The 26362-nt window shown below is 68.3% G+C and carries 28 protein-coding genes, 1 tRNA gene and 5 pseudogenes; 17 read left to right on the forward strand and 17 right to left on the reverse strand.

All coding sequences use genetic code 11. The features are described from left to right. Window positions 1-781, reverse strand: a 781-nt coding sequence (locus tag OOK31_RS00005) for an aldo/keto reductase (RefSeq protein WP_267010199.1), incomplete at its 3' end; no start/stop codon positions are given. Window positions 782-887: 106 nt separating this feature from the next. Here OOK31_RS00005 and OOK31_RS00010 point away from each other — a divergent pair. Further along, window positions 888-1469, forward strand: coding sequence for a TetR family transcriptional regulator (locus tag OOK31_RS00010; protein ID WP_267010200.1), 582 nt, complete (start codon window positions 888-890; stop codon window positions 1467-1469). 498 nt (window positions 1470-1967) lie between these two features. Next, window positions 1968-3476, forward strand: a complete 1509-nt coding sequence (locus OOK31_RS00015) for an ISL3 family transposase (protein ID WP_267011783.1) — start codon at window positions 1968-1970, stop codon at window positions 3474-3476. A 180-nt stretch (window positions 3477-3656) separates the two neighbouring features. Here the strand turns inward: OOK31_RS00015 and OOK31_RS00020 are convergent, their stop codons facing one another. The 5 genes and pseudogenes from OOK31_RS00020 to OOK31_RS00040 all read right to left on the reverse strand — a co-directional run bounded on the left by OOK31_RS00020 (window position 3657) and on the right by OOK31_RS00040 (window position 9022). Further along, the gene (locus OOK31_RS00020; RefSeq protein ID WP_267010201.1) at window positions 3657-3998 is read right to left on the reverse strand and encodes a DUF4265 domain-containing protein; all 342 of its coding nucleotides are present in this window, start codon (window positions 3996-3998) and stop codon (window positions 3657-3659) included. A gap of 124 nt (window positions 3999-4122) precedes the next feature. Then, window positions 4123-4825: pseudogene (locus OOK31_RS00025) on the reverse strand (transposase); the annotation flags it as partial. Between the two features lie 302 nt (window positions 4826-5127). Further along, window positions 5128-5514: a hypothetical protein gene (locus tag OOK31_RS00030; RefSeq protein ID WP_267010202.1), complete on the reverse strand. Its 387-nt coding sequence runs from the start codon at window positions 5512-5514 to the stop codon at window positions 5128-5130. 71 nt (window positions 5515-5585) lie between these two features. Next, on the reverse strand, window positions 5586-7808 hold the full coding sequence (locus OOK31_RS00035; RefSeq protein WP_267010203.1) for a hypothetical protein: 2223 nt from the start codon (window positions 7806-7808) through the stop codon (window positions 5586-5588). A gap of 124 nt (window positions 7809-7932) precedes the next feature. Beyond that, window positions 7933-9022, reverse strand: a pseudogene (locus OOK31_RS00040) (IS630 family transposase). A gap of 181 nt (window positions 9023-9203) precedes the next feature. Between OOK31_RS00040 and OOK31_RS00045 the strand changes: the two are divergent. After that, entirely contained in the window at window positions 9204-9593 is a 390-nt protein-coding gene (locus OOK31_RS00045; RefSeq protein ID WP_079403197.1) for a hypothetical protein, read from the forward strand. Here OOK31_RS00045 and OOK31_RS00050 read toward each other — a convergent pair. Further along, entirely contained in the window at window positions 9547-10059 is a 513-nt protein-coding gene (locus OOK31_RS00050; RefSeq protein WP_267010204.1) for a hypothetical protein, read from the reverse strand. The genes OOK31_RS00045 and OOK31_RS00050 overlap by 47 nt on opposite strands. 56 nt (window positions 10060-10115) lie before the next feature. Continuing rightward, complete coding sequence (locus OOK31_RS00055; RefSeq protein ID WP_267010205.1) at window positions 10116-10343, reverse strand: hypothetical protein; 228 nt, start codon at window positions 10341-10343, stop codon at window positions 10116-10118. A gap of 187 nt (window positions 10344-10530) precedes the next feature. Here OOK31_RS00055 and OOK31_RS00060 point away from each other — a divergent pair, with 187 nt between their 5' ends. Together OOK31_RS00060 and OOK31_RS00065 are read left to right on the forward strand one after the other, a co-directional pair. After that, window positions 10531-10746, forward strand: coding sequence for a DUF6207 family protein (locus tag OOK31_RS00060; RefSeq protein ID WP_267010206.1), 216 nt, complete (start codon window positions 10531-10533; stop codon window positions 10744-10746). Window positions 10747-10948: 202 nt separating this feature from the next. Beyond that, window positions 10949-11155, forward strand: coding sequence for a hypothetical protein (locus OOK31_RS00065; protein WP_267010207.1), 207 nt, complete (start codon window positions 10949-10951; stop codon window positions 11153-11155). Window positions 11156-11276: 121 nt separating this feature from the next. Here the strand turns inward: OOK31_RS00065 and OOK31_RS00070 are convergent, their stop codons facing one another. Together OOK31_RS00070 and OOK31_RS00075 are read right to left on the reverse strand one after the other, a co-directional pair. Beyond that, window positions 11277-11858 (reverse strand): excalibur calcium-binding domain-containing protein, encoded by a 582-nt coding sequence (locus OOK31_RS00070; RefSeq protein ID WP_267010208.1) that lies wholly within the window; start codon window positions 11856-11858, stop codon window positions 11277-11279. Between the two features lie 413 nt (window positions 11859-12271). Further along, window positions 12272-13687, reverse strand: coding sequence for an ISL3 family transposase (locus OOK31_RS00075; protein WP_267010209.1), 1416 nt, complete (start codon window positions 13685-13687; stop codon window positions 12272-12274). Window positions 13688-13938: 251 nt separating this feature from the next. Between OOK31_RS00075 and OOK31_RS00080 the strand changes: the two genes are divergently transcribed. Both OOK31_RS00080 and OOK31_RS00085 read left to right on the forward strand, forming a co-directional pair. After that, window positions 13939-14056 (forward strand) — tRNA-OTHER (locus OOK31_RS00080). Between the two features lie 312 nt (window positions 14057-14368). Beyond that, window positions 14369-14731 carry a hypothetical protein gene (locus tag OOK31_RS00085; RefSeq protein ID WP_267010210.1) on the forward strand — a complete coding sequence of 121 codons (363 nt, stop codon included), beginning with the start codon at window positions 14369-14371 and terminating at the stop codon, window positions 14729-14731. A 367-nt stretch (window positions 14732-15098) separates the two neighbouring features. Here the strand turns inward: OOK31_RS00085 and OOK31_RS00090 are convergent, their stop codons facing one another. Then, window positions 15099-15707 carry a GNAT family N-acetyltransferase gene (locus tag OOK31_RS00090; RefSeq protein ID WP_267010211.1) on the reverse strand — a complete coding sequence of 203 codons (609 nt, stop codon included), beginning with the start codon at window positions 15705-15707 and terminating at the stop codon, window positions 15099-15101. A gap of 183 nt (window positions 15708-15890) precedes the next feature. Between OOK31_RS00090 and OOK31_RS00095 the strand changes: the two genes are divergently transcribed. Both OOK31_RS00095 and OOK31_RS00100 read left to right on the forward strand, forming a co-directional pair. Next, window positions 15891-16508 (forward strand): hypothetical protein, encoded by a 618-nt coding sequence (locus OOK31_RS00095; protein ID WP_267010212.1) that lies wholly within the window; start codon window positions 15891-15893, stop codon window positions 16506-16508. A 498-nt stretch (window positions 16509-17006) separates the two neighbouring features. Further along, on the forward strand, window positions 17007-17426 hold the full coding sequence (locus OOK31_RS00100; protein WP_267010213.1) for a VOC family protein: 420 nt from the start codon (window positions 17007-17009) through the stop codon (window positions 17424-17426). A gap of 247 nt (window positions 17427-17673) precedes the next feature. Here OOK31_RS00100 and OOK31_RS00105 read toward each other — a convergent pair whose 3' ends face one another. Continuing rightward, window positions 17674-17832, reverse strand: coding sequence for a hypothetical protein (locus OOK31_RS00105; protein ID WP_267010214.1), 159 nt, complete (start codon window positions 17830-17832; stop codon window positions 17674-17676). Between the two features lie 186 nt (window positions 17833-18018). Beyond that, the gene (locus OOK31_RS00110) at window positions 18019-18633 is read right to left on the reverse strand and encodes a hypothetical protein (RefSeq protein ID WP_267010215.1); all 615 of its coding nucleotides are present in this window, start codon (window positions 18631-18633) and stop codon (window positions 18019-18021) included. A 253-nt stretch (window positions 18634-18886) separates the two neighbouring features. Here OOK31_RS00110 and OOK31_RS00115 point away from each other — a divergent pair, with 253 nt between their 5' ends. Continuing rightward, window positions 18887-19075 carry a hypothetical protein gene (locus OOK31_RS00115; protein ID WP_267010216.1) on the forward strand — a complete coding sequence of 63 codons (189 nt, stop codon included), beginning with the start codon at window positions 18887-18889 and terminating at the stop codon, window positions 19073-19075. Window positions 19076-19405: 330 nt separating this feature from the next. Next, on the forward strand, window positions 19406-20305 hold the full coding sequence (locus OOK31_RS00120; RefSeq protein WP_267010217.1) for a phenylalanine 4-monooxygenase: 900 nt from the start codon (window positions 19406-19408) through the stop codon (window positions 20303-20305). Window positions 20306-20521: 216 nt separating this feature from the next. Here the strand turns inward: OOK31_RS00120 and OOK31_RS00125 are convergent, their stop codons facing one another. Continuing rightward, window positions 20522-20923: a hypothetical protein gene (locus OOK31_RS00125; protein WP_267010218.1), complete on the reverse strand. Its 402-nt coding sequence runs from the start codon at window positions 20921-20923 to the stop codon at window positions 20522-20524. 94 nt (window positions 20924-21017) lie between these two features. Then, a pseudogene (locus tag OOK31_RS00130) lies at window positions 21018-21296 on the reverse strand (HNH endonuclease); the annotation flags it as partial. Between the two features lie 317 nt (window positions 21297-21613). On the opposite strand from OOK31_RS00130, the gene OOK31_RS00135 reads away from it, so the two are divergent. The 4 genes and pseudogenes from OOK31_RS00135 to OOK31_RS00150 form a co-directional block, all read left to right on the forward strand. Further along, window positions 21614-22333 (forward strand): DUF4386 domain-containing protein, encoded by a 720-nt coding sequence (locus OOK31_RS00135; RefSeq protein WP_267010219.1) that lies wholly within the window; start codon window positions 21614-21616, stop codon window positions 22331-22333. Then, entirely contained in the window at window positions 22330-23346 is a 1017-nt protein-coding gene (locus tag OOK31_RS00140) for a hypothetical protein (protein ID WP_267010220.1), read from the forward strand. Before OOK31_RS00135 ends, OOK31_RS00140 begins: the two co-directional genes overlap by 4 nt. A 173-nt stretch (window positions 23347-23519) precedes the next feature. After that, window positions 23520-23975, forward strand: coding sequence for a hypothetical protein (locus OOK31_RS00145; protein WP_267010221.1), 456 nt, complete (start codon window positions 23520-23522; stop codon window positions 23973-23975). A 78-nt stretch (window positions 23976-24053) separates the two neighbouring features. Further along, window positions 24054-24173, forward strand: a pseudogene (locus OOK31_RS00150) (IS630 family transposase); the annotation flags it as partial. Window positions 24174-24242: 69 nt separating this feature from the next. Here OOK31_RS00150 and OOK31_RS00155 read toward each other — a convergent pair. Further along, window positions 24243-24575 (reverse strand): hypothetical protein, encoded by a 333-nt coding sequence (locus OOK31_RS00155; protein ID WP_267011875.1) that lies wholly within the window; start codon window positions 24573-24575, stop codon window positions 24243-24245. Window positions 24576-25231: 656 nt separating this feature from the next. Here OOK31_RS00155 and OOK31_RS00160 point away from each other — a divergent pair. Next, on the forward strand, window positions 25232-25753 hold the full coding sequence (locus tag OOK31_RS00160; RefSeq protein WP_267010222.1) for a hypothetical protein: 522 nt from the start codon (window positions 25232-25234) through the stop codon (window positions 25751-25753). A gap of 45 nt (window positions 25754-25798) precedes the next feature. Here OOK31_RS00160 and OOK31_RS00165 read toward each other — a convergent pair. Then, a pseudogene (locus OOK31_RS00165) lies at window positions 25799-25936 on the reverse strand (transposase); the annotation flags it as partial. A 91-nt stretch (window positions 25937-26027) separates the two neighbouring features. Here OOK31_RS00165 and OOK31_RS00170 point away from each other — a divergent pair. Further along, on the forward strand, window positions 26028-26360 hold the full coding sequence (locus OOK31_RS00170) for a DUF6207 family protein (protein WP_267011784.1): 333 nt from the start codon (window positions 26028-26030) through the stop codon (window positions 26358-26360). Window positions 26361-26362: the final 2 nt, after the last annotated feature.

The raw sequence follows: 26362 nt of genomic DNA on the forward strand, positions 1-26362 counted from the left end.
GCGACGGTGTGACGTCCTTCTCCTCGGCGAGGTGACCGACCCGCTCGACAACGGCCAGGTTGCGGGCGAAGTTGTCCCCCTGGAAACGGGGGTCAGTGCGCCGGAAGTCGTCGGCGGCGAAGTCGTCCGGGCTGGTCACGGCGCCGGAGAGGAATCCGCGGCCGAGCGGCGAGTACGCCACGAGGCCGATCCCGAGCTCGCGGAGCGTGTCCCGGACGCCGTCGTGCTCGATGCCGCGCTCGAAGAGGCTGTACTCGGTCTGCACGGCGGCCAGCGGGTGGACCGCGTGGGCGCGGGCGATCGTGGCTGCGGATGCCTCGCTGATGCCGATGTGGCCGACCTTGCCGGCGGCCACCAGCTCGGCCATGGCGCCGATGCTCTCCTCGATCGGGACGTTCGGGTCGACCCGGTGGAGGTAGTACAGATCGATGTGATCGGTGCCGAGGTGGCGCAGCGACCGGTCCGCGGCACGGCGGATGTACTCCGGGGTGCCGTTGTGACCCCGGAAGGCTCCCTCGTCGGTGAACTCGACGCCGGTCTTCGTGGCAATGACTGCGGCGTCGCGGCGGCCGGCGAGAGCCTTGCCGAGGAGCTGTTCATTGATGAAGGGACCATAGCCCTCGGCGGTGTCCAGCAGGGTCACGCCCAGTTCGAGGGCGCGGTCGATGGTGGCAAGGGACTCGGTCTCGTCGGTGGCTCCGTAGTGGGCGCTCATGCCCATCAGGCCGAGACCTTCAGCTCCGACCTTCAGGCCCTGCGTGCCGAGCGAGCGGATCTCCATGGTGATCTCCTGGGGAGCAAGGATGTAACTAACTGGATAGTTTGAGTGTGGAGCACGGGGCGCTTGCATGTCAATAACCAGATAGTTACTTGCTAGGCTTACCAACATGGCAAGGGACTCCAGCGCAACGAAGGCGCGGCTGCTCGACGCGGCGTTCGCCGAATTCGCCGCGTACGGCATCGCCGGGGCTCGCGTCGACCGCATCGCGGAGGCCGCCCAGGCGAACAAGCGGCTCATCTACGTGTACTACGGCAACAAGGAGCAGCTCTTCGACGCCGTGCTCCAGCGTGCGCTGGAGACGGGCTCGGAGTCGGTGCCCTTCGACGCCGAGGACTTGCCCCGGTACGCGGGTTCCGTCTTCGACCACCTCGTGGCCCGGCCGGACCTGATGCGGCTGGTGCAGTGGAAGCAGCTGGAGCGACCTGGCAGGGGCGACGCCGAAGCGGAGTCCTACCGGGCGAAGATCGCCGCGGTGGAGCGGGCGCAGCGGGCCGGGCTGATCGACCCGGCACTCGATCCGGCGGACCTCCTCACGCTGGTCGTGGGCCTGGCCCAGGCCTGGACGGGCGCCGTGGGCGGCCCGGCCGCCGGCGTCCCGGAGGCCGCCTGGCCGAAGGAGCGGCTTGCCCGGCACCGCGAGGCCGTGATCGAGTCAGTACGACGAGTGACCCGGCCAGCGGAGCCGTAGGAGCGGGGCTGCGGCGCGGCGGCACGCCCTTGCGGCTGGCCGGCGAAATGCGTGACGCCCTACGGGCGGGTGAGTGCGGCACTCAGGGCCGCAGGAGGCTGTTGGCGTTGCTGGCTCCCGGATCGACCCGTTCCCGCCGCGTGCGTTTCGTCCGGGACCCATTCGGCTGGTAACGGCCGCCCCAAGTGGCACGCACGTCATGCCATCACCATGGGACCGTCTCCGCGTCCGCGAAAGGCGGTTGAGCGGATGCACGACGAAAGCGCGAAGGAAGTCCTGGCGTTGGCCACAGACCTGGCCCGTAGCCGCAACGCTGATGAGACTCCTTGAAAAACGGCTCTGACCGGAGTTCCGTGAAATCCCAGGTCAGGGGCCGTATAGCGGAACGTTTCGGCAGGGCATAGCTCGCTGGTGGGGGTTTGCTCGCTGGATGATGTGTCGTTCCGGGACATCGATGTGCGGTTGGAGGCCGTGGAGTTCACGGCCGAGGCGTTGGTGGTGGCAGCCGCCGCTTGCGGTCCGCCGCCCAGGTGCCCGGGGTGCCGTGCCCGGGCTCGGCGGGTGCATTCCTGCTATGAACGGCGCCTTGCCGAGCGGCCCCTATCTGGGAGGAAGTTGCTGGTCAGGCTGCGGGTCCGGCGGTTCTTCTGTGACCGGGCCGCGTGCCGGCGGCGAACGTTCGTCGAACAGGTCGGCGGGCTGAGCGAGCGGTATCGCCGCTCCAGTCTCGGTCTGAATACCTGGCTCCGACAGGTCGCCGTCGAGCTCGGTGGGCGGGCTGGCGAACGGCTGTGCCGCCGCATGCACCTCGCGGCCGGACGCACGCGACTGCTGGAGCTGCTGGTTCCTCCGCCGGTGCCGGAGCGAGCCCCGCGGGTGCTCGGTGTCGACGAGTTCGCCTTCCGCAGGGGCCGCACCTACGGAACCATCCTCGTCGACGTGGAGGCCGGCCAGGTCGTGGATGTTCTGTCCGACCGTACCTCCGAGACCTTCACCGCCTGGCTCCGCGAGCATCCAGGCGCCGAGATCATCTGCCGTGACCGGGCCTCGGCCTACACTCGCGCGATCAAGGAAGCGGCACCGGACGCTGTGGAAGTCGCCGACCGGTGGCACCTGCTCCAAAACCTTGCCGCCGCAGTGGAGAAGACCTGCCACCAGCACCGCGCCTGCCTGCGCAAACGCGTCGACGAGGTGACCAGCCGTATCCCGGAGGCACCGCCGCTGATGCAGCTCCCGCTCCACGAACTCCCGCGGACACCGATCCTCGACCGGACCCGGCACCGCCACGCTGACGTCCAGAACCTCGTCGCGGCAGGCTGGACCATCAGCGCCATCGCCCGCCGTCTCCACCTCGACCGCAAGACTGTCCGGCGCTTCCGTGACACCGACCTCGATCAGCTCCTGGCCTCGGCAAACGAACGCCAGCCGGCTGGAGAGCTGGACCCGTTCAAGCCGTACTTGAACACCCGCTTCATCGATAGCCTCGGCCAGGTCAGCGGCAGCCGCCTGTTTCTGGAGATCTGCGAGCGGGGCTATCGCGGCAGCCGACAGGTTGTCCGCAAGCACCTTGCAGCCCTCCGCGCCGGGCACGCAGAACCCGTCCGCGCCGACATACCCAGTCCACGCAAGATCACCAGCTGGATCATGCGCCCGCAGGACACGCTCACTCCGGAACTCGAACGCCGCCTTCTGGACGTACGGATCGCCTGTCCAGACATTGCCCGGGCCTGCGACCTTGCCCGCGCCTTCGCCGAGCTTCTCCGTCACCGGCGTGGCTTCCTGCTGATTGAGTGGATCCGCCAGGCCGAGCAGGATGCTCCGAAGCCTGTCAATGGCTTCGCCGGATTCCTCCGCCAGGACCTCGACGCCGTCACCGCCGGCCTCACCCTCCACTGGAGCTCAGGCGTCGTCGAAGGTCACGTTAACAGGGTCAAAACGCTGAAGAGGGCCATGTACGGCCGCGCATCGTTCACGCTTCTCCGAACTCGGATCCTCACGAAGTCGTGAGGAGGCTGTGCTCCAGGTCCAGCGCGATAGCTCAGCTTTGGGTGGAGAATGGCATGGCGTCAGCCCACTCCCAGAAGGCCCGGCCCTCGGACACCTCGCGTTGCATGATGTCGAACAGCATCGAAGGATGCGCCTCAGGTGGAATGTCAACGGCGACGTGGCGGTCACCGCTCCACTCGCTCAGCAGACCTGCGGCATCGATTTCGGTCCGGATCCGATCTGTCGTTCCGTCAACTGCTTCGGGTCTGGGGCAGGCATGAGAAGCATCCGCAGGACACGGTGGGAAGAGGGACCCACGACCTCGCTGACCTGGTCGTTCGCTGACAGGCGCACACGGTCGCCGAGAGCAAGTCCGTACGTTTGGAACGGGATGCAGGCGATGGAGAAAGTGCCGTCGTTGAGGGGCTTCAGCCACAGCTGTTCCACCTGACCGTCCAACCCGAACGGCGCCAGGTCGGCTTGGGCGATGTAGTTCCTCTGGGCCCGACCAACCGGATCGTCATGGACGATGAACTTGGTCATGTCATGCCCTCTCGATCACTCTTCGCCGCCATGATGCCGTGGCCGTATGACCACATCGTCAGCGGGGTCGCCACGAGCAACCCCAGGCCGCTTCACGGAATTCCGGCCAGAGCCGATTTCACAGATCTCCATCATGGGCGGGCGGCCGCCCTTGGGGTCATAGACCGCGGTGGGGGCGGCCGCCGCATTGCCCGGTCGGAACGGAGACGACCGAGGATCTCGACGGGCAGTCCGGCCAGCAGATGGGCGATGCGCGGGGCGTCGTATCCGGCGTCCAGCACGACCAGGACCTCGGGGTCACCTGGCTGCCACTGGCCGGCGTCGACGAGCCGCTCGACGACCTCGCGGATCTGCACTGCGGTCACCGCGGCAACGTCCGCCCCGGGCTCCAGACGGACAGCGTCAAGCACCGCCGTCCAGGATGTCCGGCCTGTCTCCAGCGCGGCCACGACCGAGTACGGCCAACCAGGCACCATCTGGTGTTTGCCCTCGCCCCGGCCGAACGTGTGGCAAAAGGCCCGGTCAGAACTGGTGCCGGCGTCCGGCCGGAGCCACGGCGAGACGTCAACGGCCAGCACGAGTCGGCCATCCGCCGCCCTCGGCAGCGGCATCCCAGCCAGAGTCCGGCGCAGCCGGGTTACGTCGATCCGGCCCCGGTTGAGCCCGGCGTAAAGGGCCCCGTACCCGCGGCGGTGCTCCGGCGCGAGCGCCAGGTCGACCAGCGTTCGCACCGGCCCGTCCGTGCACAACAACGCGTCGCATAACTCGAACAACGCGTCGCCCCGCGTGGTCACGGAGGCGTACAACTCCGTCCGGAAGTGTGACACTTCCGCGAACGCATCCCGCAGGACACCCTGACGCACCAAACTCACGACCCCGGCCTTCGCGCTGTTCCTATGCCTCTGTGACGGAGCACAGGATCAGACGAAGGCCGCCTTCACGTCCGCTGAACAGCGAAAACACAGATCAAGTTCGAGCCGGGTTCGAGGCCGGACGTTAAACGGCTAGCTGAGCATCGTAGTTGGCCCGTTTGGCCGACCACGACGCTCACTTCGCGCCCGCCAAGATGCGGAGCCGTGCAACCACACTGAGCTCGGCCCACCCGTGACCGGCACTTCCGGGAAAGCCGCTAGTCGTTCTCGTTATCAACCCTGATGAGTTCGCCATCGTCGTCGCCGAGAAAGTCGGACACGAGCGCTTCCACGAGCTCGTCCTGCTCGACGCGTTCGGCGACAACGAGGTCCCTGTCGAAGTCCACTTCGCGGACGATGACCGGCCGGGGTGCTTCCTCCACGATGACAGGCCTGGCCTCGATCTCCACCACCTCCTGAGGCTCGACCCTAGTGATGTCCTCCGTGAGGAAACGCTTCGGGCCGCGGTCCCTGTTGAAGGAGTGGTCGATCAGGCCGTTCGCCTCGTTGACACTGTCAGCGCGCTCGTACGCCACCCCCGCACGCAGCGCAGCCAGGCCCGGCAGCGACTCCGCAGCCTGCACCCAGTAGGTGAACCGTTCCAACCTCTACCGAGCAACCACGAAACCCCAAGGTCACAGCCACAATCTGAGGTTTCTGCGCAACCCGAAACGGTTCACATCGGGTAGGGCGTCGACGCGAGGCCACGTGCCTCCCGGAAGGCCGAGATGGTCGACCAGGCCATCCTCGGATTGACCGCAAAGTCGGAGCGGACCTGTGCCAGGCGCGCGAGACAGCCGCCATCAGACTTGAGGCGTTCCACCTCGGTCCGCACGAGGGAATCGTCGAACGTCTCAATCAGCGTCGCGCAGAAGTACATGTAGGCCCCCATCTCCAGGCGGAGCCGGCTCAGGGTGTCGTGAGCGGACCGTGCGTGATCCGGAACGCTCGCCGATGTGGTCATTCCCAAGGTCAGCTCGTTCGCCGCCGCCAGCAGTGATTGGGCACGTGCCGGCTGGAAGCCTGCCAGGATGTCGCGCAGCGAGCAGACGAACTCCCCGGCGTGCGGCTCAAGATCGACCTGTTGGGCGATGATCTCCGCTGCCCGGGCCTTTCGCCGCAGGTCCGCGTGCACCATGGCCTGGGTGAGGGGGCCAAGCATGCGTTCGGCGCCCTCCTTTCCGCGTGCGAGCGACACCAGTTCGCGCGCCGCGCGAATGAGGTCGCGGGGCAGGCCTCCGGAGACCGCGTGGCAGAGGCAGAGAAATGCCTCGGGCATCCCGATGACCCGGCGTCGCATCACCGTTTTCGACATGGAAAGTTCGGCCGGGTACAGGGTGACAACCGTGTCAAGGGAGGAGTCGAAAGCATCACGGATGGGCAGCCCGCGCCGCTCGAAGGAACTCATCGCATTGTCCGAGACGGATATCAGGTAGAAGCATTCCTCCCGGCCGAAGATGCCCTTGATGTCATTGATGAACTGATAGACCTGTTCATCCGAGTCGATCTTGTCGAGTTCGTCGATGCCGATGAAGATACGCCTGCTGACTGACAGCTTCCGAAGGAAGTCGTTCAGGTCCCCCACGAGTTCTGGGAATCCCAGCGGCCGCTCAGTCATCGTGATGTTGGAGGACATTGCGCCTTCGACGCCGACCGGGATCTTCACACCTGCCGACCAGGCTCGTGAGACCGACTGCTGGTAGGCCAGTCCGCGAAGCAGGACCGAAGCCTCTGCCGCGTCCTTGCCGAACCGCGATTCGATCTCACGATACTCGTCCTGCCCGGGGTCATGCAGCCAGCCCTTTCGGTACCTCCACCAGACGGGCAGAGCGATGAGGGGGGCGCAGATGAGGACTGCCGCCAGCTCCAGGTTCGGCGGGAGGTTCACTTTGTAGACCGTGCTGAGCAGGAGGAACAGTCCCAGGCCCATCGCCAGCACTAGGACGAGCATGACCGCGACGTTGACTACCCTGGCTTTACGGACCTCTTGCGGTTCTGAATCCGGGGTCAGTCGGTCGGCCTGCGGTGCCACGGCGCCGCACACCTTGGAGAACAGCAACAGGACGAACTCCCGCGCGTCGTACTTCACGGGCGCGGACAGCATGATGCGCAGCGGAGGTTTCTCCTCGGCGAACTCGCCGGGCGGCGCATGCTCCTTCGAGCAGAAGTGACGCAACAGCGTGGTCTTCCCGACCCCGCGTGGTCCGGATATGCCAATGCTCCCACCCGGCATAGTGGAGATCAGATGTTCGATCTCGGATTCGGCTGGCACGGCGACGAGGAACTGCGGGTCCTCCAGTTCCGCCAGGCCCTTGGGCTCCCCTATGTCGAGGGTTAGCGAGTACGAAGGCAGCCGCCGGTTGATCTCCTCGCGCGCCAGCCCCGCGACCGCTCGCTTGCGGAGCGCCGATCGCCACTCCTCCCGGGCCGCTTCAACCCGCCCCTCCAGCAACGGGTAGTCGGCGACGGAAAGGCTCCCACCACCGTAGCGTTCACGAAGATTTCGAGCGGTATAGCCTGTCACCGCGGAGCTGGCAAGGAGCAAGAGGGCGATTCCGCCCAGTGTCCATTGACTGTTACCGCCATCGAAGAATGAAGTGACAACTGTCATGAGGCCGACGAATAGTCCCAGTCCCAGCAGGCGCCGTGAGACCATCCTGCGGCTCTTCCATCGCAGCAGATATCCCATCCCATAATAACGCTCTTCGAGATCCCGTAGGCGGCTGAACTCGACCGAGGATGCCGCGTCCAGATCCGCCCTGCGCCTCCCCAGCTCCCCCTTCAGATCTTCGACCGACGTTCCGGCTTCGCTCATACCTGAGACGATCTCCGGATCCTTAAGCACATCCGATATCGCGCTGACGATCTCTTCCTCGACTCTCGTCGGTGCAAGTTCCATCGCCTGCCTCCCCCGCCGCCAGAGGGTGTTCGGCGCTGCACGCCACACCTCCAGCCTGGCCCCACCAGAGGTGCCACGCCACTGGCGGGAGCGAGACCGGGCCGCTCACCGCGCCGCCGGGGGCCTAGTCTTCTGAGTCAGGAATTCTGTTCAGATATGAGGCGAGGCGTTCGAGGATCTCATCCGGTCTTGGTCCAGATGTAGGGCTTGGGGTCGGTGTTCCAGGCTGCGATCCAGGCCCGGATGTCTTGCTCCAAGGCCTGGACGCTCTTGTGGACGCCTCGCCGTATCTGCTTGTTTGTCGGCTCGGCGAACCATCGTTCCACCAGGTTGAGCCAGGACGATCCGGTCGGCGTGAAGTGCAGGTGGAACCGGGGGTGGGCCAGCAGCCAGGTCTTGATCGCCGGGGTCTTGTGGGTGGCGTAGTTGTCCAGCACCAGGTGGACCTCGAGACCGGTCGGTACTTCCTTGTCGAGTTTGATGAGGAACTTTTTGAACTCCTCAGCCCGGTGGCGGCGGTGGAGTGAGCCGATCACCTTGCCGGTGGCGACCTCGAGGGCGGCGAAGAGGGTGGTGGTGCCGGCGCGGACATAGTCGTGCGTCACCCTTTGCGGGACGCCGGGCATCATCGGCAGGACGGGCTGCGAGCGGTCCAGGGCCTGGATCTGCGACTTCTCGTCCACGCAGAAGACCAGTGCCCGCTCCGGCGGGTCCAGATAGAGCCCGACGACGTCGTGGACCTTGTCGATAAAGTACGGGTCGGTGGACAGCTTGAAGGTCTCCGAGCGGTGAGGCTGCAGGCCGAAGGCCCGCCAGATCCGCGAGACCGTCGACTGCGACAGGCCGGTCTCCTTCGCCATCGACCGTGTTGACCAGTGCGTCGCGTTCTTCGGGGCGGACTCCAGCGTCCGGGCGACCAGCGCGCCAACCTGCTCGTCCGTGACCGACCGGGGGCCACCCGAACGTGGCATGTCGCCCAGGCCGGCGATCCGGTGCTCGACGAACCTTGCCCGCCAGCGGCCCACCGCATGGGGAGTCGAGCCGAGCTGAGCCGCGACGTCCCTGTTGGAAGCGCCTTCGGCGCAGGCAAGGATGATCCGGCACCGAAGAGCCCACGCCTGCGGCGTGGAACGACGCCGCACCCACCCCTCGAGCGCAGCCCGTTCCTCGCCGGAGAGGATCAACTCGGCCTTCGGCCGCCCAGTACGTGCCACAGACCAAGCTTATACATCTGAACAGAATTCCTGACTCAGAAGACTAGCCCCACCGCCCGGTGTGCCAGCGACTCCACCTGGACAGTGGTCGTAGCCGGCCCGGCTCCCGCCTCGGATACCGTGTTCCTCTACGGGGTGCCATAACGGATGTGACGCCCCCCCCACCGGAGGTAGTCAGCGTATGAGTTCAAAGCGCAGCAAGAATCCAGCCCTGCCCGTACTTGACGACGCATTCCGACTCGCGTCGGTCAAGGACGCCGAAGAGTCCACCCGTGACTTGGCCGCGCGGCTGGCCACCACCGAGCTGCGCCGCGTTTCCCACCCGGGCCGGGTCACCTGGGAGCCCACCGATCAGGCCGAGCCCGTACCGGTCCCACCGACTGTGGTCGACGGTGACGGGGACCTGTGGCTGCGGGACCGGGGCACTGGCACCTGGACCATGCCCGAGTTCAACCCGAAGGAGTTCCCGGCCCGCTGTGGCGAGGTTCTGACGTGGAACCAGCTTGCCCGCGAGTTCGGCCCGCTTACCGCACTGGCCGACGACCGCCGCATCGGCGGCGGTCGGCGCTGACCGCGCAGCCTTCTGGGATGACCGCGCCCCTGAAGCGCCCGTTACGGGTAGCTGGGAGCTCCAGCTCACCGCCGAGCTCGACGATGGCGGCGAGCAGGTGAGCGTGGTGGTGGCGTGCGACGGCCTCGAGCAGCGTGGTTCGGGCCTGGCGCCACCCGATGTCCTCGGTGCGGCCGGCGTCGGTGGACCAGCCGGGTAGCGGTCGGCCTTCAGTTGCCGTGGTGAGCGCGCGGCCCAGCTCGCCGATCGACTGCTGCCAGTCGGCCAACTGCCCGAGCAGGCCGCGCACCAGCTCGTCGACGGCGGCCGCCGGGCCGGCGCCGAAAGCCCGCACTTCGGCGGTGGCCTCGGCGAGGACGTCTTCGTCCAGGTCCTCGAGGGCCTCACGCCACGGAGCGGCCGCAGCGTCGAAAGCGGCCAGGGCGGCGTGCAGCTCGGCGTCGAGAGCGGCGGGCGAACACGGCAACGGAGTGCTGATGAGGATCCGTGAAAATGGCTCTGAGCAGAGGTTGTCCGGCCAGGTCAGGACGCGTCGGGGAAGACAGGCCGGGCGTTGCCCGGCACCTCGTCGCGGTCGGTTTCGCCACCGGCCGGGCGCCAGATCTCGAAGGAGACTTCCCGGCAAATCAGCCCGTCACGTAGCTCGAACAGCGACGGCCGCCGGACAGAGAGCTTCGTTCCCACAGGGAACGACAGGCCCGAGATCCGGTCGTCAACGAGGGTGACGAGCATGTGGTTGTCGTTCAGCACCCACTGCTCGGTAGCGATCCGGCGCAGCGTTGCCCTGGCCACCGGGGCCGCGGCGGAGGCCGCACCCCGCCAGCACGAGAACGTCCTGCCAGACGAGGCCCGTGGCCGGATCCCGGTTCCAGTCCCTCGTGCGGGTGGAGCCGAGGCCGCCGGCGAACCGCCTCGGTCCCCCGCCGTTGCAGCGGTCATGAAACCGATCGACGAACAGCACATCGCGGAGCCCGGCCTGGTGGTGCTGGACATCACCGGCGGAGACGAGGACACCGTCCGCGCCGTCATGGCCACGCTGGAAGGGCACTGGGCGACCTCGGGCACCGCCCCCGTACGCCGGGGCCCCGGCGAGCCCGGGGTCCGGGCCCGGATCTACGCCGACGTCCTGCGCCCGGGACGGGAAGGCCCATAGCCACCCACAGGCCCCTGGGCAAGCCTCCCTCGCGGAGGGCTTGCCCAGGATCCCCTACGGCTTGCCGAGGACGGAAGGCACTCTGCGGCGGCTGCCTCCCCCGTGCGGGGGAGGCAGCCGCGACCTTCGGACGATGCCCGACACTGGCGAGGTGGCGACGGTCAAGGCGCATACCCTCACACGCCGAGATCGGAGCCTCGTCTTGCTGAAGTGGACCCTGCGGGCCACCGCTGTCCTCGCCATCGCCGCCGCCGTCGCCGCCCCGGTCGCCGTGACCGCACCCGAAGCAGTGGTCGCCATACCTTCTGTCGCCGTCGTCATCGCCGCGTCCGGCGCCGATGCCCCCGGGGCTGAGCTCACCTCCGCCATGAGCGGGAAGGCTCGGTTGGGCTATCCCGTCGCCTTCTAGGAAGCCCGGGCCCAGGCCCAGGACCGCTCGGACCTCGCCCCCACCCCAGAGCCCCAAGGACATGGACGCCCCTCCCGCCCAGTCACTTCTCAGCCGCAGGCCGGAAAGAGTGGTTGCCTGGTCACTCGCAGGCGACGCCGTCGCCGTCCCGGTCCAGGTGAGATCCGTAGCCCGGGTCCCCGCGGCGGATCGGAGCCGCCCCCGCAGCCCTGACGGCGGTGCAGTTGCGGTAGGAGACGCTGCCACCGCCGGCGCTGGAGCTGTCGTCGGATGACGATCCGCCCGGCTGCGTGTCTCCAGAAGTGCCGGCCTTGCTGTCGTCTGCTGCTGGGGGCCGGGGCCTGCCCGGCGGCTCCGGTGCTTGCTGCTGCGGCTGCGGCTGCGCAGGAGCAGCAACGGGCGGGGTAGACGGTGACGACGGAGTGGCCGCCGGAGCGGAGGATGCGGGCGCCGGTGTGGCCGACGGCGCAGGGGTGGAAGCCGAGGGTGCTGGGGCCGGTGCGCTGACGGTGACCGTGGCGGCCGGCTGCGGGCGCACCTTCGCGTCATCCTGCGTGTTCTTCGGGCTGGCATCGGCGACGACCAGGACCGCGAACCAGAGCGAGGCCAGAACCACCGTCACCGCCTTGCCGGCCTTGTCCCAGCGGGCCACAAACGCAAGCGCAACACCCAGCGGGGGAACGATGAGCGTCGCGGCGATCACGGCGGGAACCGCCAGCAGGGGATGCCAGCGGCGCCCAGGGACCGGCTGGAACGGGCTCGCATCAGGGGGTGAGTACACAGAACTCCAGACCAGAACAAAACGAGGCGGGAACCGCGGGCTGGTGCATGCCCACGGGCATCCCGGCGTCCTGTCCCCGGACTGCCGGAGACCAGCGTGCAAGGACACCACCTGCCAGACGGCAACGGCTGCGGCACACCGGCTCAACGCCCCCGCGCCGCAACGGTTACCCGACAACATGCCTGCGGGCTACGAAGCATCGCGGCACCCACTTCACCCCTCGGCGCCCCTGGCGGCCGGGTGCGCGGCCTGCGCTGCACCGCCGCAGCCCAGTTCTTCGAGCGCGAGGGGCAACTGACGGCTCCGAGCAAACAAATCGAGCCGATCACTACCGGCTACATCCAGCGCAGCCATAGGTGGCGCTGAAGCGCAGACGCGGCTTCGTGGCGTTCGGTGAGCATCTGGCCGAAGGAGCGGACGTGGCCGGTGAGGGCGTCCAGTTCAGGGCAGTGGACCAGAACGGCTTTGAGTCGAAGTTGCTCCGTCTCGTTGAGGGTCTCCGGTCGGCGGAGGATCCATCCGGCGACGACGCGGGGTGACGGTGGCCGAGCGGTGCTGGGGCCCGGCGAGAGCCGCTTCTCCCGGAAGTAGGCGCAACCCGCTGGTAGCTGCCTTGTAGCCGAGCGGCACGATCTCTTCCCACACGGTCCAGGCGTTCGTGCAGCCCTGGTTCCAGCGGTCATCCAGGTAGGGCTTGAAGGCGTCGAGTTTGGGTGGCCGGCCCTGCCACTGCCCGTGGAAGAGGTCCTCCGGGGTGGCTGCGTCGGCCAAGAGAGTTTGACGGTGCGGGAGGTCATACGGAGTTGGCGGCCGATCGCCCTCGGGCTCAGCCCGGCGGCCATCAGTTCGTGGACAGTCGCGTGGTTGACGCGGGTGCGATCAGCGAAGCGGTGTCCCCTCGGCCAGGGCGAGCCGGACGGATCTTCGAACTTCTCCGGTTCGGGGACAGGCTGGGACGGATCCGGCGCCAGCACCCGCAGGCATCCACGGTGGTCTGCGACACAACGTTCTGCAGCCTCGCTCAGGTTATGCCAAAGATGCCACCGGTCCGCCACCTGCACCGCCTGGGGCGCCACGGCCGGGGCGCCTTCGGTGAAGAACGGTGCACGATCACGGCAGACGACCTCCACCCCGGGCCGCTTCGCGAGCCACGCGGCCAGGCTGGAAGCCTCCCGGTCGGGCAGTAGGTCCACCGGGCGTCGCCTTTCGACGTCGACCCGGACGGTTCCGTAGTGGCGGCCTTTGCGGGTCGCGTACTCATCGACGCCAACCACGCGCGGGGCCGGAACTTCCGGGTCGGGTAAGGCTTCGACCAGCCTCAGCACCGTGCTGCGGCTGACCGACACGCCGAAGACTCTCGCCATGCGGGCACCGGCCCGGCCAACGAGCGCGAGGCCGACCGCGGCCAGCGTCGACCGCAGGCGCTCGGTCCGCCGGCCGTACCGACGGGTCAAGCCCGACAGCTGTTCGACAAAGGTCCGCCGCCCGCACGAGATGACTGGGCAGAGGAAATTGCGGACGCGTAAACAGAGAGCGACTCGTCTGCCTCCGCTGGGGACGTCAGCGGGAAAGCGCAGGTAGGAGCAGTGGATCCGTCGTGACCAGCTCCCGCATCCAGGACAGATGGCCCCAGCCACCGTGCTTCGGGCCTCGATGTTTACCGCCTCGTCGTTCACGGCCACGGAGAGCACCACCACGTCGGCGATCGACGGGAACAGCAACTCCTCCAGCCGGAGCACCACTTCTTCCACGGGCCGAACTGTCAGCCACACCGCACCCGGTACGGCTCAATTCCGGGCATCTTCCTCAGGGCTCATTCGCCCGACAACCGTCACTCAGAGTTCATGCTCCACGGAATGTGAGCCAGAACCCCTACTCGGGTTCTGGCTCAACTTCTGTGGTCCTGCTGCAGCGGTTGCCGGTGCTGGATAACGGCTCGCTGCGTAGAGGACGATCCTCTACCTTAAGCCGGAGCGGGATGGCGCGCATTCTCGCAGGCTGCGGTGCCGTGGCAGAGCGGTCCATTGCGATCGCCGTGGGCGAGGTCCCGCTCACGGCGACTACGGAGACGGGGCGGGCCTGCCCCTATCTGTCCGCGGGTTCAAATCCCGTCGGTACCGCAGCCGACCTGGAACTTGTCCAGCGCACGCACTGCGACGTCGGTCCAGGTCCACAGAAGTTGAGACAGACCCCCTACTCGTGAACAAAACCACTGGTCAAGCACGACATCGGCAACCTCGCCGCCGCAGACCTCAGCCAGATCACCCGCGCCGTGAAGCTCAAGCTCAAGATGCTGCAGTACCGACCGGAGGTCATCGCGGCTGCCTCGCCAGCACCGGCCTGGTCCTGGACGCGTGAGCACACTGGCTGGCCGAACGGCGATAGGCAGGCACGGTCAAAGCTAAAAGTCGCTGGTCAGATACTGTGCCGGGATGACCGAAAGCCTGCCTGCCGACGTAGCCGACGTACTTGCGGCAGTCCTGAACGCGGACAATCCGGTTCATGTCGCGCTCCGAAGGCAGGTTCCGCACCTCAGCGTGCGAGCGCGCTGCACATGCGGGTGCGGTACCGCTTCCTTCGAACTCGACACCAGCGAGGTGGAGCCCGCACCCACCGGCCCCACCACAGTCGTGGCGGCCGAAGCGCAGCTCGTCACCGAAGCCGGCGAGTGCCCCGGTGAGGTCCTGGTCTTCACGCAGGGCGGCTACCTGTCATCGCTGGAAGTCTGTTCATGGAGTGACGACATCGAAGTGACACTGGCCGCCGCGCGTCACTGGCTGCAGACACACTCTTGATCCCGACCGTCCAGCGTCCAGCGGTATCCGATCTGCACGACACCACGATCCGCCCGACATGACGAGTCCAAGTTCAGTAGCTTCACTGAGACAGAAGGCGGAACGATTGGGTTCGCCGAGTAAACAACTCGATTAGATGAGAGCGGTCAGGACTTCTTGTCGGCAACCGTGAAACTGCGCAATACCCAACCTACCTGCACAGCCAGGCCCTGAGCCGGGAAATCCGCAGGTCAGGCGGCAGCGCGCGCTGTCCCTGCGTAGATTCAGCGAGGCAGTAGAGCCACGACTCGGTCAGCCAACCTGCACAACCCCAGGTCATACGCGTGACGAATGCTCAGGCTCACTGACTGGCGACTTGAAAGCCCCGTCACGCCTGCATGGCCGGGGCCTCCCGGATGGAGGCGCACCAGGAGATCTCGCTTGTTCCGTGCCGGTACCAGGCGCCGTCGGTCACGCGCCCATTGGCAAGCGTATGCCGGACCGGGCCGTCGCACGGGACGAAGCCGGCAGCGCTCAGAGCCCGCCGGCAGCTGTCGTTCGACACCTCGGTGCCTGCCCGTACACACTCCAGACCGAGGTGGGCATGGCCGAACTGGGCAGTTCCCGCGAGGAGTTCGGCACCCAGACCCAGGCCACGAGAGGCCGGCGCGAGTCGAACGCCGATGGCGCCGTCGTCGTCCGGGGTGAGCGAACTCAAGCCAGCGACGCGGCCCGTCGCCGGGTCGACAGCCAGCAGCCACTGCGTTCGGACCGGCTCGGGAGGCACTACCGGCTGGACCAGCTCGCGGCGCATGGCGGCAGGGAAGGCGCGCAGCCGCGCAACACGGTTGCGGTCGTCAATGCCGAGGAGGTACTCGGCCGTCTCAGCAGTCACCAGCGAATCGGCGATCGACCCGAGCCACCACTGCGCCCCGGCGTCAACGCCGGTCGCCATTCCGATCTCCATGTCCAGGACATCGCGCGGGGTATGCAGCACCAGCCGGGCAGTACGCAACACATGGCGACCGCCACCGCACCCCACAGGCACAGGAAGCGGCCGGTACGATCCTCTGCGCCAAAACATCAACATCTCCTCACGCGGACTAAACGCGGCCCTGCCCGCCGGTCCTGCCAAGTATCTATATAGATTCAGGAACCCGGGGTGGCGGACCATAGCGGCATGGGACACACCATGGTCATCGCCGTATCCCCCTCAGACCTGGACCGCCTTGACGCCCTGGTCCAGGAGCACCAGACCGCCGAGACTAAATGGCAGGCCGACGCCGAGCAGACCGCCGGCGTCCTCAATCTGAGGGGCCCGGGGCTGCGTACGGCCCGCGCAAGGATCCGCGCCGAGCGGGACCGGCTGCGCGAGAGCGGCCGGCACCGGGTCACCCGCCGGCGCGCACTCACCCCCGCCCTGCACACCGAACTGGAACAGCGCGGCCTGCTCCAGCAATGGGAGCCGGTGCCCGAGGGTGCGCAGCAGGCCGGGCAGATGCTCGGGGGCACCGGTCCTCATGCCGGGGCCGGGCTGACCGGGCGGCTGTGCGTCGCTCTCCCCGACGCCATCTGGATGCCGCTTCACCGGGGCCTGTACTGGACCAACCTGCCGCACCTGGAAGCCCTCCAGGCGTGGACGGACCAGTGGGGCAGAGGGCGTGCCGCAGGACGGGCAGCCGTGCCACAGGAGGTACTTGACGAGCGCGCCCGGCACGCCGCCCACGTCACCACGACCGGTACTGTCCTGCGCGCCGCCCTCGACCGCATCATCAAGAGCCGCCATGAAGGGGCCTGACGGCCCACCAGGGGGATGTGAGGAGCGGGATACGGGAAAGGGGTGGGCGTCCCTGTGGTGCTGCCCCTGGAGCGCGTCCAGGCGCCGGGCCTCACCCACACCCTCGACAACCCACCCTGGCCCAACACGCCATCCCCACACACGCGGGGAGCAGGCCGTCCTGACCGGGTTCCCCGGCAGGCAGGCTCACGTCGCACACCTCCCGACGACACCGAGCACTGGACCGGGGTGCCCGGGCGGGTGAACCGCGGTGCACCCCACGCGGGGGTAGGCGAGGGCGTAGCTAGCCGCGCGGACGCCACCGTCAGAACCCGCGCCGCGCCCGCCGACTCCAGCCCCTGGCACGGCGACGCAGGAAACCTCTGCGACCTGGCGGACCTACCTCGCCGTCGATGACGTCGACGCCACGGCGACCGGCTTCGAGGCGGCCGGCTGCTGACGCCGCCGGTCGATGCCCTGGAATCCGGCCGCGTCACGTTCGGGGAGGATGTCATCGGAGTGGGGGTCGGCCTGTGGCAGGCGAAGGACCACATCGGCGCCACGGTGGTCAACGAGCCCGGCGCCTTCATCTGGAGTGAGCTCATGACCCCCCGCACGGAGGCGGCGGCGGCGTTCTACGAGCAGGTCTTCGGCCTCACCACGACGACCGTCGATCTGGCCGGCACCCCCTTCACGGGCTTCACGGTGGGCGCGGAGATGATCGGCGGGCTCATCCCTCCGCAGCGCGAGGGCGTCCAGCCTCGCTGGATGGTCTACTTCTGCGTCGCGGACGTCGACGAGGCCGTCGAGCGCGTCGGGAAACTCGGCGGAGCCGTCGTTCACGGTCCGATCGACACCCCCGTCGGGCCGTTGGCTGCGCTGCGCGACCCGCAAGGAGCAGCGTTCAGCATCTGGGCATTCAACCGGGAGACGCAGTAACAACGACCCCGCAAGGTGTCGATCTCCGCGCGGGGGGGTGAAGGCATCGCCGGGAGGTTGCCGTCAGTGAGCAGCGGGCGTGTCCAGCCAACGGGACAGACCCGTCGTCCGAAGCGATGGAAGAGCTGGAATTGCTGCTCCTTCGGGCAGGGAGCCTGCGGCCCAGGGCGTTCGAGTGCGCCAGGAGTTCGTGGTCCGTGCACCAACGAGGCTCCCCGGCGGAAGAGTCGAGAGTCAGACGTCTCGCTCAGCCGCCGGGGAGCCTTATCCGTTCTGCGTCGAAAATGGGCGTGGCAGCCGCGGCCGGCCGTGCGTCCAGGGCGTGGGAGGCGGGAGCGGCGCCGAGCACAGACAGGACGGCGGGGACGAACGCGGGCAGGCCGCGCCGCATCAGGTTCTTGATCACATGAGTGGGTCTAGCGCGGCCCTCGTGGTCTGCGACAGGGCGTGAGCAGCCAACTCACCCGTGTGGGCGGCTGGACTCACCGCGGAAACGATCACTTCGCCCACACCAGCGCCGAATGCGACAGGACATTCACGCCAGGCAGGGACTGGAACCGAAGCATCAACCACCGCGCCGGTCCCGGTCCGGTCAGTGGAACACGACGGCGCGACCGGTGGCGATGCTCGTGCGGCACACCTGGTACAGCTGGTGCCAGGCGGACCTCTCCATGTCGAAGAGGTCGTCGGATGCGGTGTCCAGGCGGGCCCTCTCCTCGTCTGAGAGGTGCCGGTCCCGGTCGAGCCGGACTCCGATGGCGGGAGCGAAGCCGCACAGTTCGGCGAGCAGCTGCTGACTGGAACCGACCATCCCGCCGCCCTCCACCTGCTTCTCCGCCGGTAGGAAGAGTGGATCGTCAAAGTCGACCGGCACGTAGAAGCCCGCACTGTCCGAGTGGCACAGCAGGTGGGAGCTCATCATCGTTGACTCGTCGAAGACCTTGTCCTCGTCGCGTTCGTACTGCTCAGCGCTGGTGGCCGATGCGGGCGTGACGGACTCGCCCCGGGCCGCCAGCACGAAGACGCGGCGCAGGTGGTGCAGGTGGCTGGTGGGGAAACTTATGAAACGCAGACGTGACGGCTCGTCCAACGCCGGCTCCTGCCAGACGATTCCCTCATCGGCCAAGGCCCGGCTGAGAAGGTCGAATCTCTCCTGCCAGCGTACGAGCGCCTCGTGCTCCTCGACGCCGGCCATGTTCTGAAGCATGCCAACCGAAATGTGAAGTCCCATGGCCGGAAGGCTAGACGCCGGCTCTGACAGTCACAGCAGCAACCGTCGAGCGGCGGTCTCGGCGCCGTCACTCGCACCGCTTCGACGACGAGCGCGGCACGAGCCGTCACGGCGGGCCGGAGGGTGACTAGCCGACCCAGCCCTACTACCCCTCCGACATGGCCAAAGCACGGGGACGGCTGGAGCACTGGACGAAGACCGCGCGACCCTCACCCGCCTCTTCCAGCCCATGCACCAGGTCCTCACCGGACTCTCCCCCGACTTCCAGATCACCGTCAGCGACCACGCCGACCTGCCACACGCCTGGTACCAGGAAGCCCTCCGCTACAACTGGCGCAACGGCGAGAAACCCATCCTCACCACCTGGCTCGACAACCAGCCCACCCCCGAGACCACACCACATACCGGCGATCAGTGAAACTGCGCAACAACCAACCACCCTGCGCAACCAGGCCCGAGGCTAGAAACTCTGCAGGTCAGACGACTGGCAGCACCGCTTCCTGCGCAGATCCAGTGAGCCAGCCAGTCGGCAACCCGCTCAACCAAACTGCACAACGTCAGAAGCTTGACGACTTCACAGATTCGCTGACCCTCGACAGGAGCCGCGCACCTGGACTGGAACATTGAGAAGAGCCGACTCGGTGAGTGCTCGCGGCCGGGTGCCGGGTCGCTGGTGTGGGTGAGGTGTACGGCGGGGCCAGCACGGTGAAGCGGGTGGCGGTCCACGATGCAGTTCATGATCGATTGGATGAGTCTGACCCCGCTGGACGCGGGCGGTACCACGGTGGGCTGCGCCGGGGAACATCCCGGTTTCGCAGATCCGGCCTACGTGCGCCGCAGGAACCTGATCGCCGAACGGGCGGAGGGCCACCCGGTGGGCGAGCCCTCACCCGAGGTGCACTACACCGACGCCGAGCATGCCACCTGGCGCGCCGTGCACGGTGCGCTGCTGCGCGCGCAGGACCTCTGGGCCTGCCGGGAAGTTCTGGGGGGCCGGGGCGTCGCGCCGATTCCGGCCGGCGGTGTCCCGCAGCACGAGGAGGTCTCCGACCGGCTGCAGGCCCTGACGGGCTTCCGCTTCACGCTGGCAGGCGGGATCGTTGCGAACAAGCGTTTCCTGGGCGCGATGGCCAAGGGGTATTTCCATGCCGTGCAGTACGTACGGCATCCAGCGATGCCCCTGTACACGCCGGAACCGGACGTCCTGCACGATGTGTTCGGGCACGGCATCCATCTCGCCGTTCCGTTCTTCGCCGACCTCTACCGCACGGTGGGCCGGGCCGCTGCCCGGGTGGAGACGGCCGACGCGCTGGATCTGATCAGCCGCGTGTACTGGTTCACCCTCGAATACGGCACCGTTCTCGAGCGGCGGCGGCCCAGAGCGTACGGGGCGGCCCTGCTGTCTTCCTACGGCGAGCTCGGGCGGTTCACCCAGGCCGACCTGCGGCCGTTCGACCTCGCCGAGCTGGTCCGGATGCCGTACCAGGTCGCCGGCTACCAGCCCGTCCTCTTCACCGTCCAATCCCTGGCCCACCTCGCCGACCTGCTCCACGGGTTCTTCGACGACTTCGACGAGTCCACGCGCGATCGCTACCGCCTGCCCGTCCTGTCCGAGCGCGGCTATATGGCCCGTCCACCCACCCGATGAAAGCGAGCGGCCGCAGCACCGCCCCACCCACCCCCGCAGAGCGGGTATCGCCGCCCTCCCCGCAGACGCGGGCCGGGTGGAAGTCACCGGGCAGCCCTTCGCAAAGCCGAGGAGCACCTGGCGCTCGCCCTCGTCCACCCACCCGACCGGCAGACCGCCCTCCCGGCCGACCCCGCGCACGGTCCCCGCCACCATCGCCTTGCCGGAGGTACGCCCTTACGTCTGCTCGCAGCTCCCGCCGGTGGTGGGAGTGATCACGTCGTCGTCCGGGCCGGCTTCGACGGTGCCGCCCACCTCGAACCAGAACACCTCAGCCGTCGCCGTACAAGACGAAGACGCAACCCTCAGAACGAGTTCCCGCGCGGGTCGCAGGTCGTCCCCGGTGCCGACCGATCCGGTCCCCTGGGACGCGCAGCGCACCTCGGTGCGGCTGTCCACGGTGCAGGTCCCGACGTGGGCGCCGTCTCGGCCCTTGACCAGGGCGAAGGAAGACCCCACCTCGTTGAGGAACTCCGCGTCGGAAAGGGCCCTGACCGAAAGCCTCCAGTCGGTGTCGTAGGTGCACGGGCCCTGATCGCAGACGACGCGGGGCGTCCAGGAGACCTTGGAGCCCGGCACGTACGTGCCGCCGGGAGGGGCGAGGTACCAGTTCCCGCTCGCCGTCGATGTCGTCCCCGGATGCCATGCCTTACCCCTGTAGCCGTGGGCCGGCTTAGCGGGCCGGCTCGTAGACCACCGTGGTGGTCGGGCAGTCCTCCGCGATCCCCAGCAAGGCTTGGCGCTCGGCCTCGTCCGCGGCCACGTCCCAACGCAGCTTCGTACCCACCCAGGTCGCCGCGTAGGTGCAGTGGTAGGAATCGTCCGTCGGGAGCCACTCCGCCGGATCCTTGTCTGCCTTGGACCGGTTGGAGGCGGCGGAGACCGCGATGAGGGTGTCGGGGCTGTTCTGGTCGTTGGCATACGCCTCACGACGGGCCGCACTCCACGCCGTCCGCTCAGCTGGCGGTGAGCGTCATTTGAACCGTGCAGTATTCCTTTCGGGATTTGGGCTGTTCACAGATAGCCCTGACGAGCAAGGCCGTGTGCACAGGTCTTCTAGTCCCGTGCGGGCGGCCTACCGATGCGTGGGTCCATGGGCGGGTCGGTGGTTTCGGCTACTCCCCAGGGAGTAGCCGCACCGCCTTCCGCCGCGGGACGACCACGGCGCCCCCGCAGCGGCATTCTGGCTGTCGCGCACCGGGGTTCCACGCCCACACCACCCGCCGGGATCCCACGCCGAATCCCTTCACCGACGATCCAGGAGATGTCATGCCCACATCAGTACATGAGTCCCACGCGGCCTCGCTCCGGGGCGCGGCCCGGCGCCCGCGCGGCGCCGTCGCGCTGCTCACCGTCTCGCTCTCCTACGCCGTGCTCACCGCCGCGTACGTCGTCACCAACCGCGCCACCCCGCAGCCCGACGCCTCCGGCCGCGACATCCTGAGCCAGTACGTACGCGACCACGGCACGGCGATCGACCTGGGCGCCTTCCTGCTGCTCGTCGCCGCCGTTCTCCTGGTGCCCGTGGCCGCCACCCTGGCCCGGCTGGTGCGGCAGGCGCAGGGACAGGACCAGGGCGCCGCGGCGGCGACAGTCCTCGCCGGCGGACTACTGGCCAGTGGCGCACTGGCCTCCAGCGCCGCGCTCACCTGGACCCTCGGCCGGCTTCCGGAAGACGCACCCGCAGCCCTGGCCCGTGCCCTGGCGGACCTGTCCTTCCTCGCCGGCGGTGTCGGATACGCCGTGTCCTTCGCCCTCCTGGCGGCAGGCACCTGCCTGGCAGCCCGCGGGAGCGGGCTCCTGCCGCGCGCCTGCGCCACCACCGGGCTGGTCATCGCCGCCGCCGGACTGGCCGCCACCCTCACGCTCCTCGCCATCGACTTCGGCTACCTGCTGCCCGTCGTACGCTTCGGTGGCACGGCATGGCTGGTGTGGGCCGCGTTCGCACTGTTCCGCTCGCGCCCGACCGCACCGCGGACGAACGCATGACCGCGGGCGAGCACATGACCGCAGGCGAGCACATCACCGCGGACGAACGCATCACCGCCGCCTCGCCCGTACGATCGCGCTCGGCCTGGCAGATCCCCGTCGGCGCGGCCCTTCTCCTGCTCGCGTCCGCCGCCTTCCACACGGTCGTCCTCCTGCTCGCCGGCGGCCCGTGGGACGGCCCCGTCTCCTGGCGGAAGCCGCTCACCTTCGGGCTGTCCTTCGGTGTCAGCGTGCTGACCGTCACCTGGATCTGCCGGCTCCTCCCGCTCGCCGCGCGCACCCGCACCCTCCTCCTGGGCGCGTTCACCGCGGCGTCCCTGCTGGAGACCGGTCTGATCACCCTGCAGGCGTGGCGCGGTGTCCCCTCGCACTTCAACACCGAGACCACCTTCGACACCTTCGTGACGCGCGCCCTCGCGGCCGGCGGCGTCACCCTCATCGCGGTCGTCGTCGCACTCACCGTCGCCGCACTGCGGCCCCACCCGAGAGCCGCCCCCAGCATGCGGCTCGCGCTCCGCGCCGGACTGGTGGCGCTCACCGGCTCCATGGCGGCTGGAGCGGTGATGATCGCCTACGGGTTGACGCTGGAGGGAGCGGGCCGCGCGGCCGAGGCCTACCGGGCAGCGGGTTTCCTGCGCCCCGCCCATGCCGTCACCATGCACGCCGTCCTGCTGCTGCCCTCCCTGGCCTGGCTTCTGAGCCGTACCCGACGACCGGAGCCTGAGCGGCTACGCCTGATCCGCCTCACCGTCGCCGCGTACGGTGCCGTCGTCGCGCTGGTCACCGCCGCGGCCGCGGCCGGCCTCACCTTCGCCACCCCGGCCACCACGGCCGTGGTGAGCGCGGGCGTCACGATGGCCCCCGCATGCGCGTTCCTGGCGCTCGGCGTAGCGCCGGGCGTACGTGAGAACCGCAGATCCCCCAGGCCCGGCAACCGGGAACCCACCCATGGCTCGCACCGCGCCGCCCTCGCCGGCGGCCTGGGCGACGACGACCGGAGGCATGACACATGACGCGGACCACGAGCGGGAAGCACCCCGGGACCGTCGCGAGCGCGGGCAGCGCAGAGGCCGCAGCCCGCCCGGCACCCCACCCCCAGACACCCCGGACACCCCGGACACCGCCCGCCGTTGGAAAGGTTCGACGCCTGCCCCAGCGATGGCGCAAGGCGATCCTCACCCTCCATGTGACGGTGGCCGTCGGCTGGGTGGGAATCGAGATCGCCCAGCTCATTCTCGGGCTGGCCGGCCTCACCACCGACGACGCCGGAGTCGTCCGCGCAACCCGCGTCGTCATGGAGATCCTCGGGATCGAACTGATCGCCGGTATCGCCTGGACGGCCCTGCTGACCGGCCTGATCCTCTCGGCGGCGACGCAGTGGGGCGTGCTGAAGTACTACTGGATCGTGACCAAGCTCGTCATCACCGTCGCCCTGATGCTGAACGGCCACTTCTTCCTCCAGCACTGGCTGCGCGAACAGGCAGAGGTGGGCAAGGCCCCTGAATCCCTCAGCCTGCAGCTGGTGATCGTCATGAGCATCGCCCTGGGACTGCTGGTCACGGCGACGGCACTGTCGATCTACAAGCCCTGGGGCAAATCCCGCCGCGGCCGCCGCCCCACGGCCAAGAGCACACGCCCCTGACATGCCCGCGTAGCCGTGGCGGCCGTCCGCACCGGGCGCACCGAGCCCTGCGCCCGCTACGCGACCCGGACGCCGGCCAACCTCAACGTCCACGAAGACCGCCGCATGCGGGCCTTCATCGACACACACGACTGGCTCACCGTCTACCACCTGCCGCCCTGCGTACCCGGCCTGAACCCCGTCGAAGGCATCTGGTCGAACTCAGTGACCCCGGCACGGGCCCTCGTTGGCATCGCCGTACCCCCGGCTCCACCGACGGGGGCACGCTCAGCGGGTCATGACGTAGATGACCAAGGCCAGGGGCGCGGGGCAGGCCAGGGCGCCCAGCAGAGTGAAGCGGGCCTCGCGCGACAGACGCCGGATGCCAGGGGCGAAGTAGAGCAGGGTGAGGACCGTGCCCGCGCCACCGACGATACACACCGGCCAGAGCACCAGTTCGGTCATGTCCCCACCGGTCGCCGCGCCCAACAGACTCAGCGCGGCCACGACAAAAAGGATCAACCCCACTGCCGACCCGGTGACGGCCCAAAGGACCGCCGCGGCCACCACGAGGGCCCTGTTCGGCACAGCCGTCCTCTGGCGTGCGGATGCTGCGAACATGTCGGACTCCCTGGCGCTGACCTGTGGTGACGCACCAAGTCTGGAAGACCGGCGACGCCGGGGAATGAGTGCGGGTACTCAGAATGCGACGGCCGGATGCTCAGTAACCCCTCCCCCACTGGCGCGAACACGGACATCGCAACTACGCCTACCTCGCCCAGCTCTTGGACGACAGGGCGCGCCTGGCCGCGATCGTGCCGGACGTGGGCGCCTCGGGGACTGGGAGTCGATCCCCGAAGGCGCCCAGCACGCCGGGCGGACCGCCGGCGGGATCGGCCCGCACGGCGGACGAGGGCCCCGGCCAAGGTGCCTGCGGACCAGCTTGGCCAGAGGGGCGCGCACCGCTGTGGCTGGAGGAGGGTGACGGTTCCCTTGGCGGTGGCGCCGGTGATCTGACGGCTTCCGGTGTAGGTGGCGGTGTAGCCGCGCAAGAGCTGGTCGACGGTCGACAGCAGGCCCGTGGGGCCCTCTGCCTGACAGAGCAGCGTGTGCGCCGACACGGCACCCCTTCCGCCCCGTACGGGCCTGGTCAGGACAGGACCGGTGCGGGGCGGTGTCTGTGAGCCGGACGTGACCACGGCGGGTCAAAGATCTGCCGTGTCGTCAAAACGGACCGTGAGGTTGGGGTTGAACGGTGTGGAGGACGGGGCGGCCTGGTGGGCGAAACCCGCGTGCCAGCGCTGCTGCGCCTGGGCGATGATTCACCGATGTTGAACGTCACCGGCGCGGACGATGCCGAAAGCACAGCTCTCTTGCTGACCACGATGCATCGGCTGCACAAGCAGCTGGACGATTTCACCACTCAGCTCTACATCGCCTACAACTTCGGTGATGGGTCTGGGCTGGTGCCTGCCATCTTGATCGAAAAGCACGCTGCGGGACCTGAACTGAGGACCCACCACTGCTTCGGCTTCTTCGCGGAGGGCGATTCGGATGTCAGTGAGCTGCGCTTCTCGGCAGGTGTGACCACCACCTCGGCCGGGTGCATTGTTGAAGCCATGGTGGATGTCGACCTTGAACGACCCCTGGGAGAGTTCGGCGCCGGTGTCCACGCCCTCTATTTTGAGCGGATCGATCAACTTTCCCTCACGGACGCCCTGAGCCGTTTGGAGGAGCAGGTCACGGCGCTCTGCACAATGGGCGATGTCCCGAATCGTCTGGGTTTCGATACGCGTTGATCGCGGTCGTCTCCTCGGCGGCACCACAGGAGACGGGCATGAGGTTCACGCCCACATGAGGAGTGCAGCCAGGGTGACGGCTACTTCGTGGGACTCGGCGGTTTTGCCGTAGCGGGTGGCGATGCCTCGCCACTGTTTGAGGCGGTTGAAGCATCGTTCCGCCACGTTGCGCTGCTTGTGGACGACGCTGACGTTGGCCTCGCCCAGGCCGGTACACCCGCCCGACGCACGGCCATGAATCGACGAGCAGCACATCGCGGAGCCCGGCCTGGTGGTGCTGGACATCACCGGCGGGGACGAGGACACCGTCCGCGCCGTCATGGCCGCGCTGGAGGAGCGCTGGGCGGCTTCGGGCATCGGCCCGGTACGCCCGGATCCCGGCGTACCGGTGACGGGGAAGATGGCTGCCCCCGCAGGCGTCTGCCACACCAGCCTGGTCGGGTCCAGGTGGGGATCGCGTTCGGGGCCGCAACACGTTCGGAGCTGGTCAGGTCCTACGGAGCGGTGCTCTGTCGCAGGGGTCCGCGGCGCGGGATGCTGCATGCACGGCGCGCCCGAGCAGTGCCCCCGGGCAGCTTGTCCCACCGCGAGTCGGCGGGGATCATGACC

It is taken from the genome of Streptomyces sp. NBC_00249 (assembly GCF_026342355.1).
Lineage (GTDB): Bacteria > Actinomycetota > Actinomycetes > Streptomycetales > Streptomycetaceae > Streptomyces.

What these genes read in the sequence shown, in the direction of transcription:
- OOK31_RS00020 (WP_267010201.1), bottom strand. Translation starts at nt 3,998, where the DNA reads ATGACCAAGTTCATCGTCCATGACGATCCGGTTGGTCGGGCCCAGAGG.
- OOK31_RS00035 (WP_267010203.1), bottom strand. Translation starts at nt 7,808, where the DNA reads ATGGAACTTGCACCGACGAGAGTCGAGGAAGAGATCGTCAGCGCGATA.
- OOK31_RS00045 (WP_079403197.1), top strand. Translation starts at nt 9,204, where the DNA reads ATGAGTTCAAAGCGCAGCAAGAATCCAGCCCTGCCCGTACTTGACGAC.
- OOK31_RS00120 (WP_267010217.1), top strand. Translation starts at nt 19,406, where the DNA reads ATGAGTCTGACCCCGCTGGACGCGGGCGGTACCACGGTGGGCTGCGCC.
- OOK31_RS00135 (WP_267010219.1), top strand. Translation starts at nt 21,614, where the DNA reads ATGCCCACATCAGTACATGAGTCCCACGCGGCCTCGCTCCGGGGCGCG.
- OOK31_RS00085 (WP_267010210.1), top strand. Translation starts at nt 14,369, where the DNA reads ATGACCGAAAGCCTGCCTGCCGACGTAGCCGACGTACTTGCGGCAGTC.
- OOK31_RS00095 (WP_267010212.1), top strand. Translation starts at nt 15,891, where the DNA reads ATGGGACACACCATGGTCATCGCCGTATCCCCCTCAGACCTGGACCGC.
- OOK31_RS00155 (WP_267011875.1), bottom strand. Translation starts at nt 24,575, where the DNA reads ATGTTCGCAGCATCCGCACGCCAGAGGACGGCTGTGCCGAACAGGGCC.
- OOK31_RS00060 (WP_267010206.1), top strand. Translation starts at nt 10,531, where the DNA reads ATGAAACCGATCGACGAACAGCACATCGCGGAGCCCGGCCTGGTGGTG.
- OOK31_RS00110 (WP_267010215.1), bottom strand. Translation starts at nt 18,633, where the DNA reads ATGCTTCAGAACATGGCCGGCGTCGAGGAGCACGAGGCGCTCGTACGC.
- OOK31_RS00140 (WP_267010220.1), top strand. Translation starts at nt 22,330, where the DNA reads ATGACCGCGGGCGAGCACATGACCGCAGGCGAGCACATCACCGCGGAC.
- OOK31_RS00115 (WP_267010216.1), top strand. Translation starts at nt 18,887, where the DNA reads ATGCACCAGGTCCTCACCGGACTCTCCCCCGACTTCCAGATCACCGTC.
- OOK31_RS00010 (WP_267010200.1), top strand. Translation starts at nt 888, where the DNA reads ATGGCAAGGGACTCCAGCGCAACGAAGGCGCGGCTGCTCGACGCGGCG.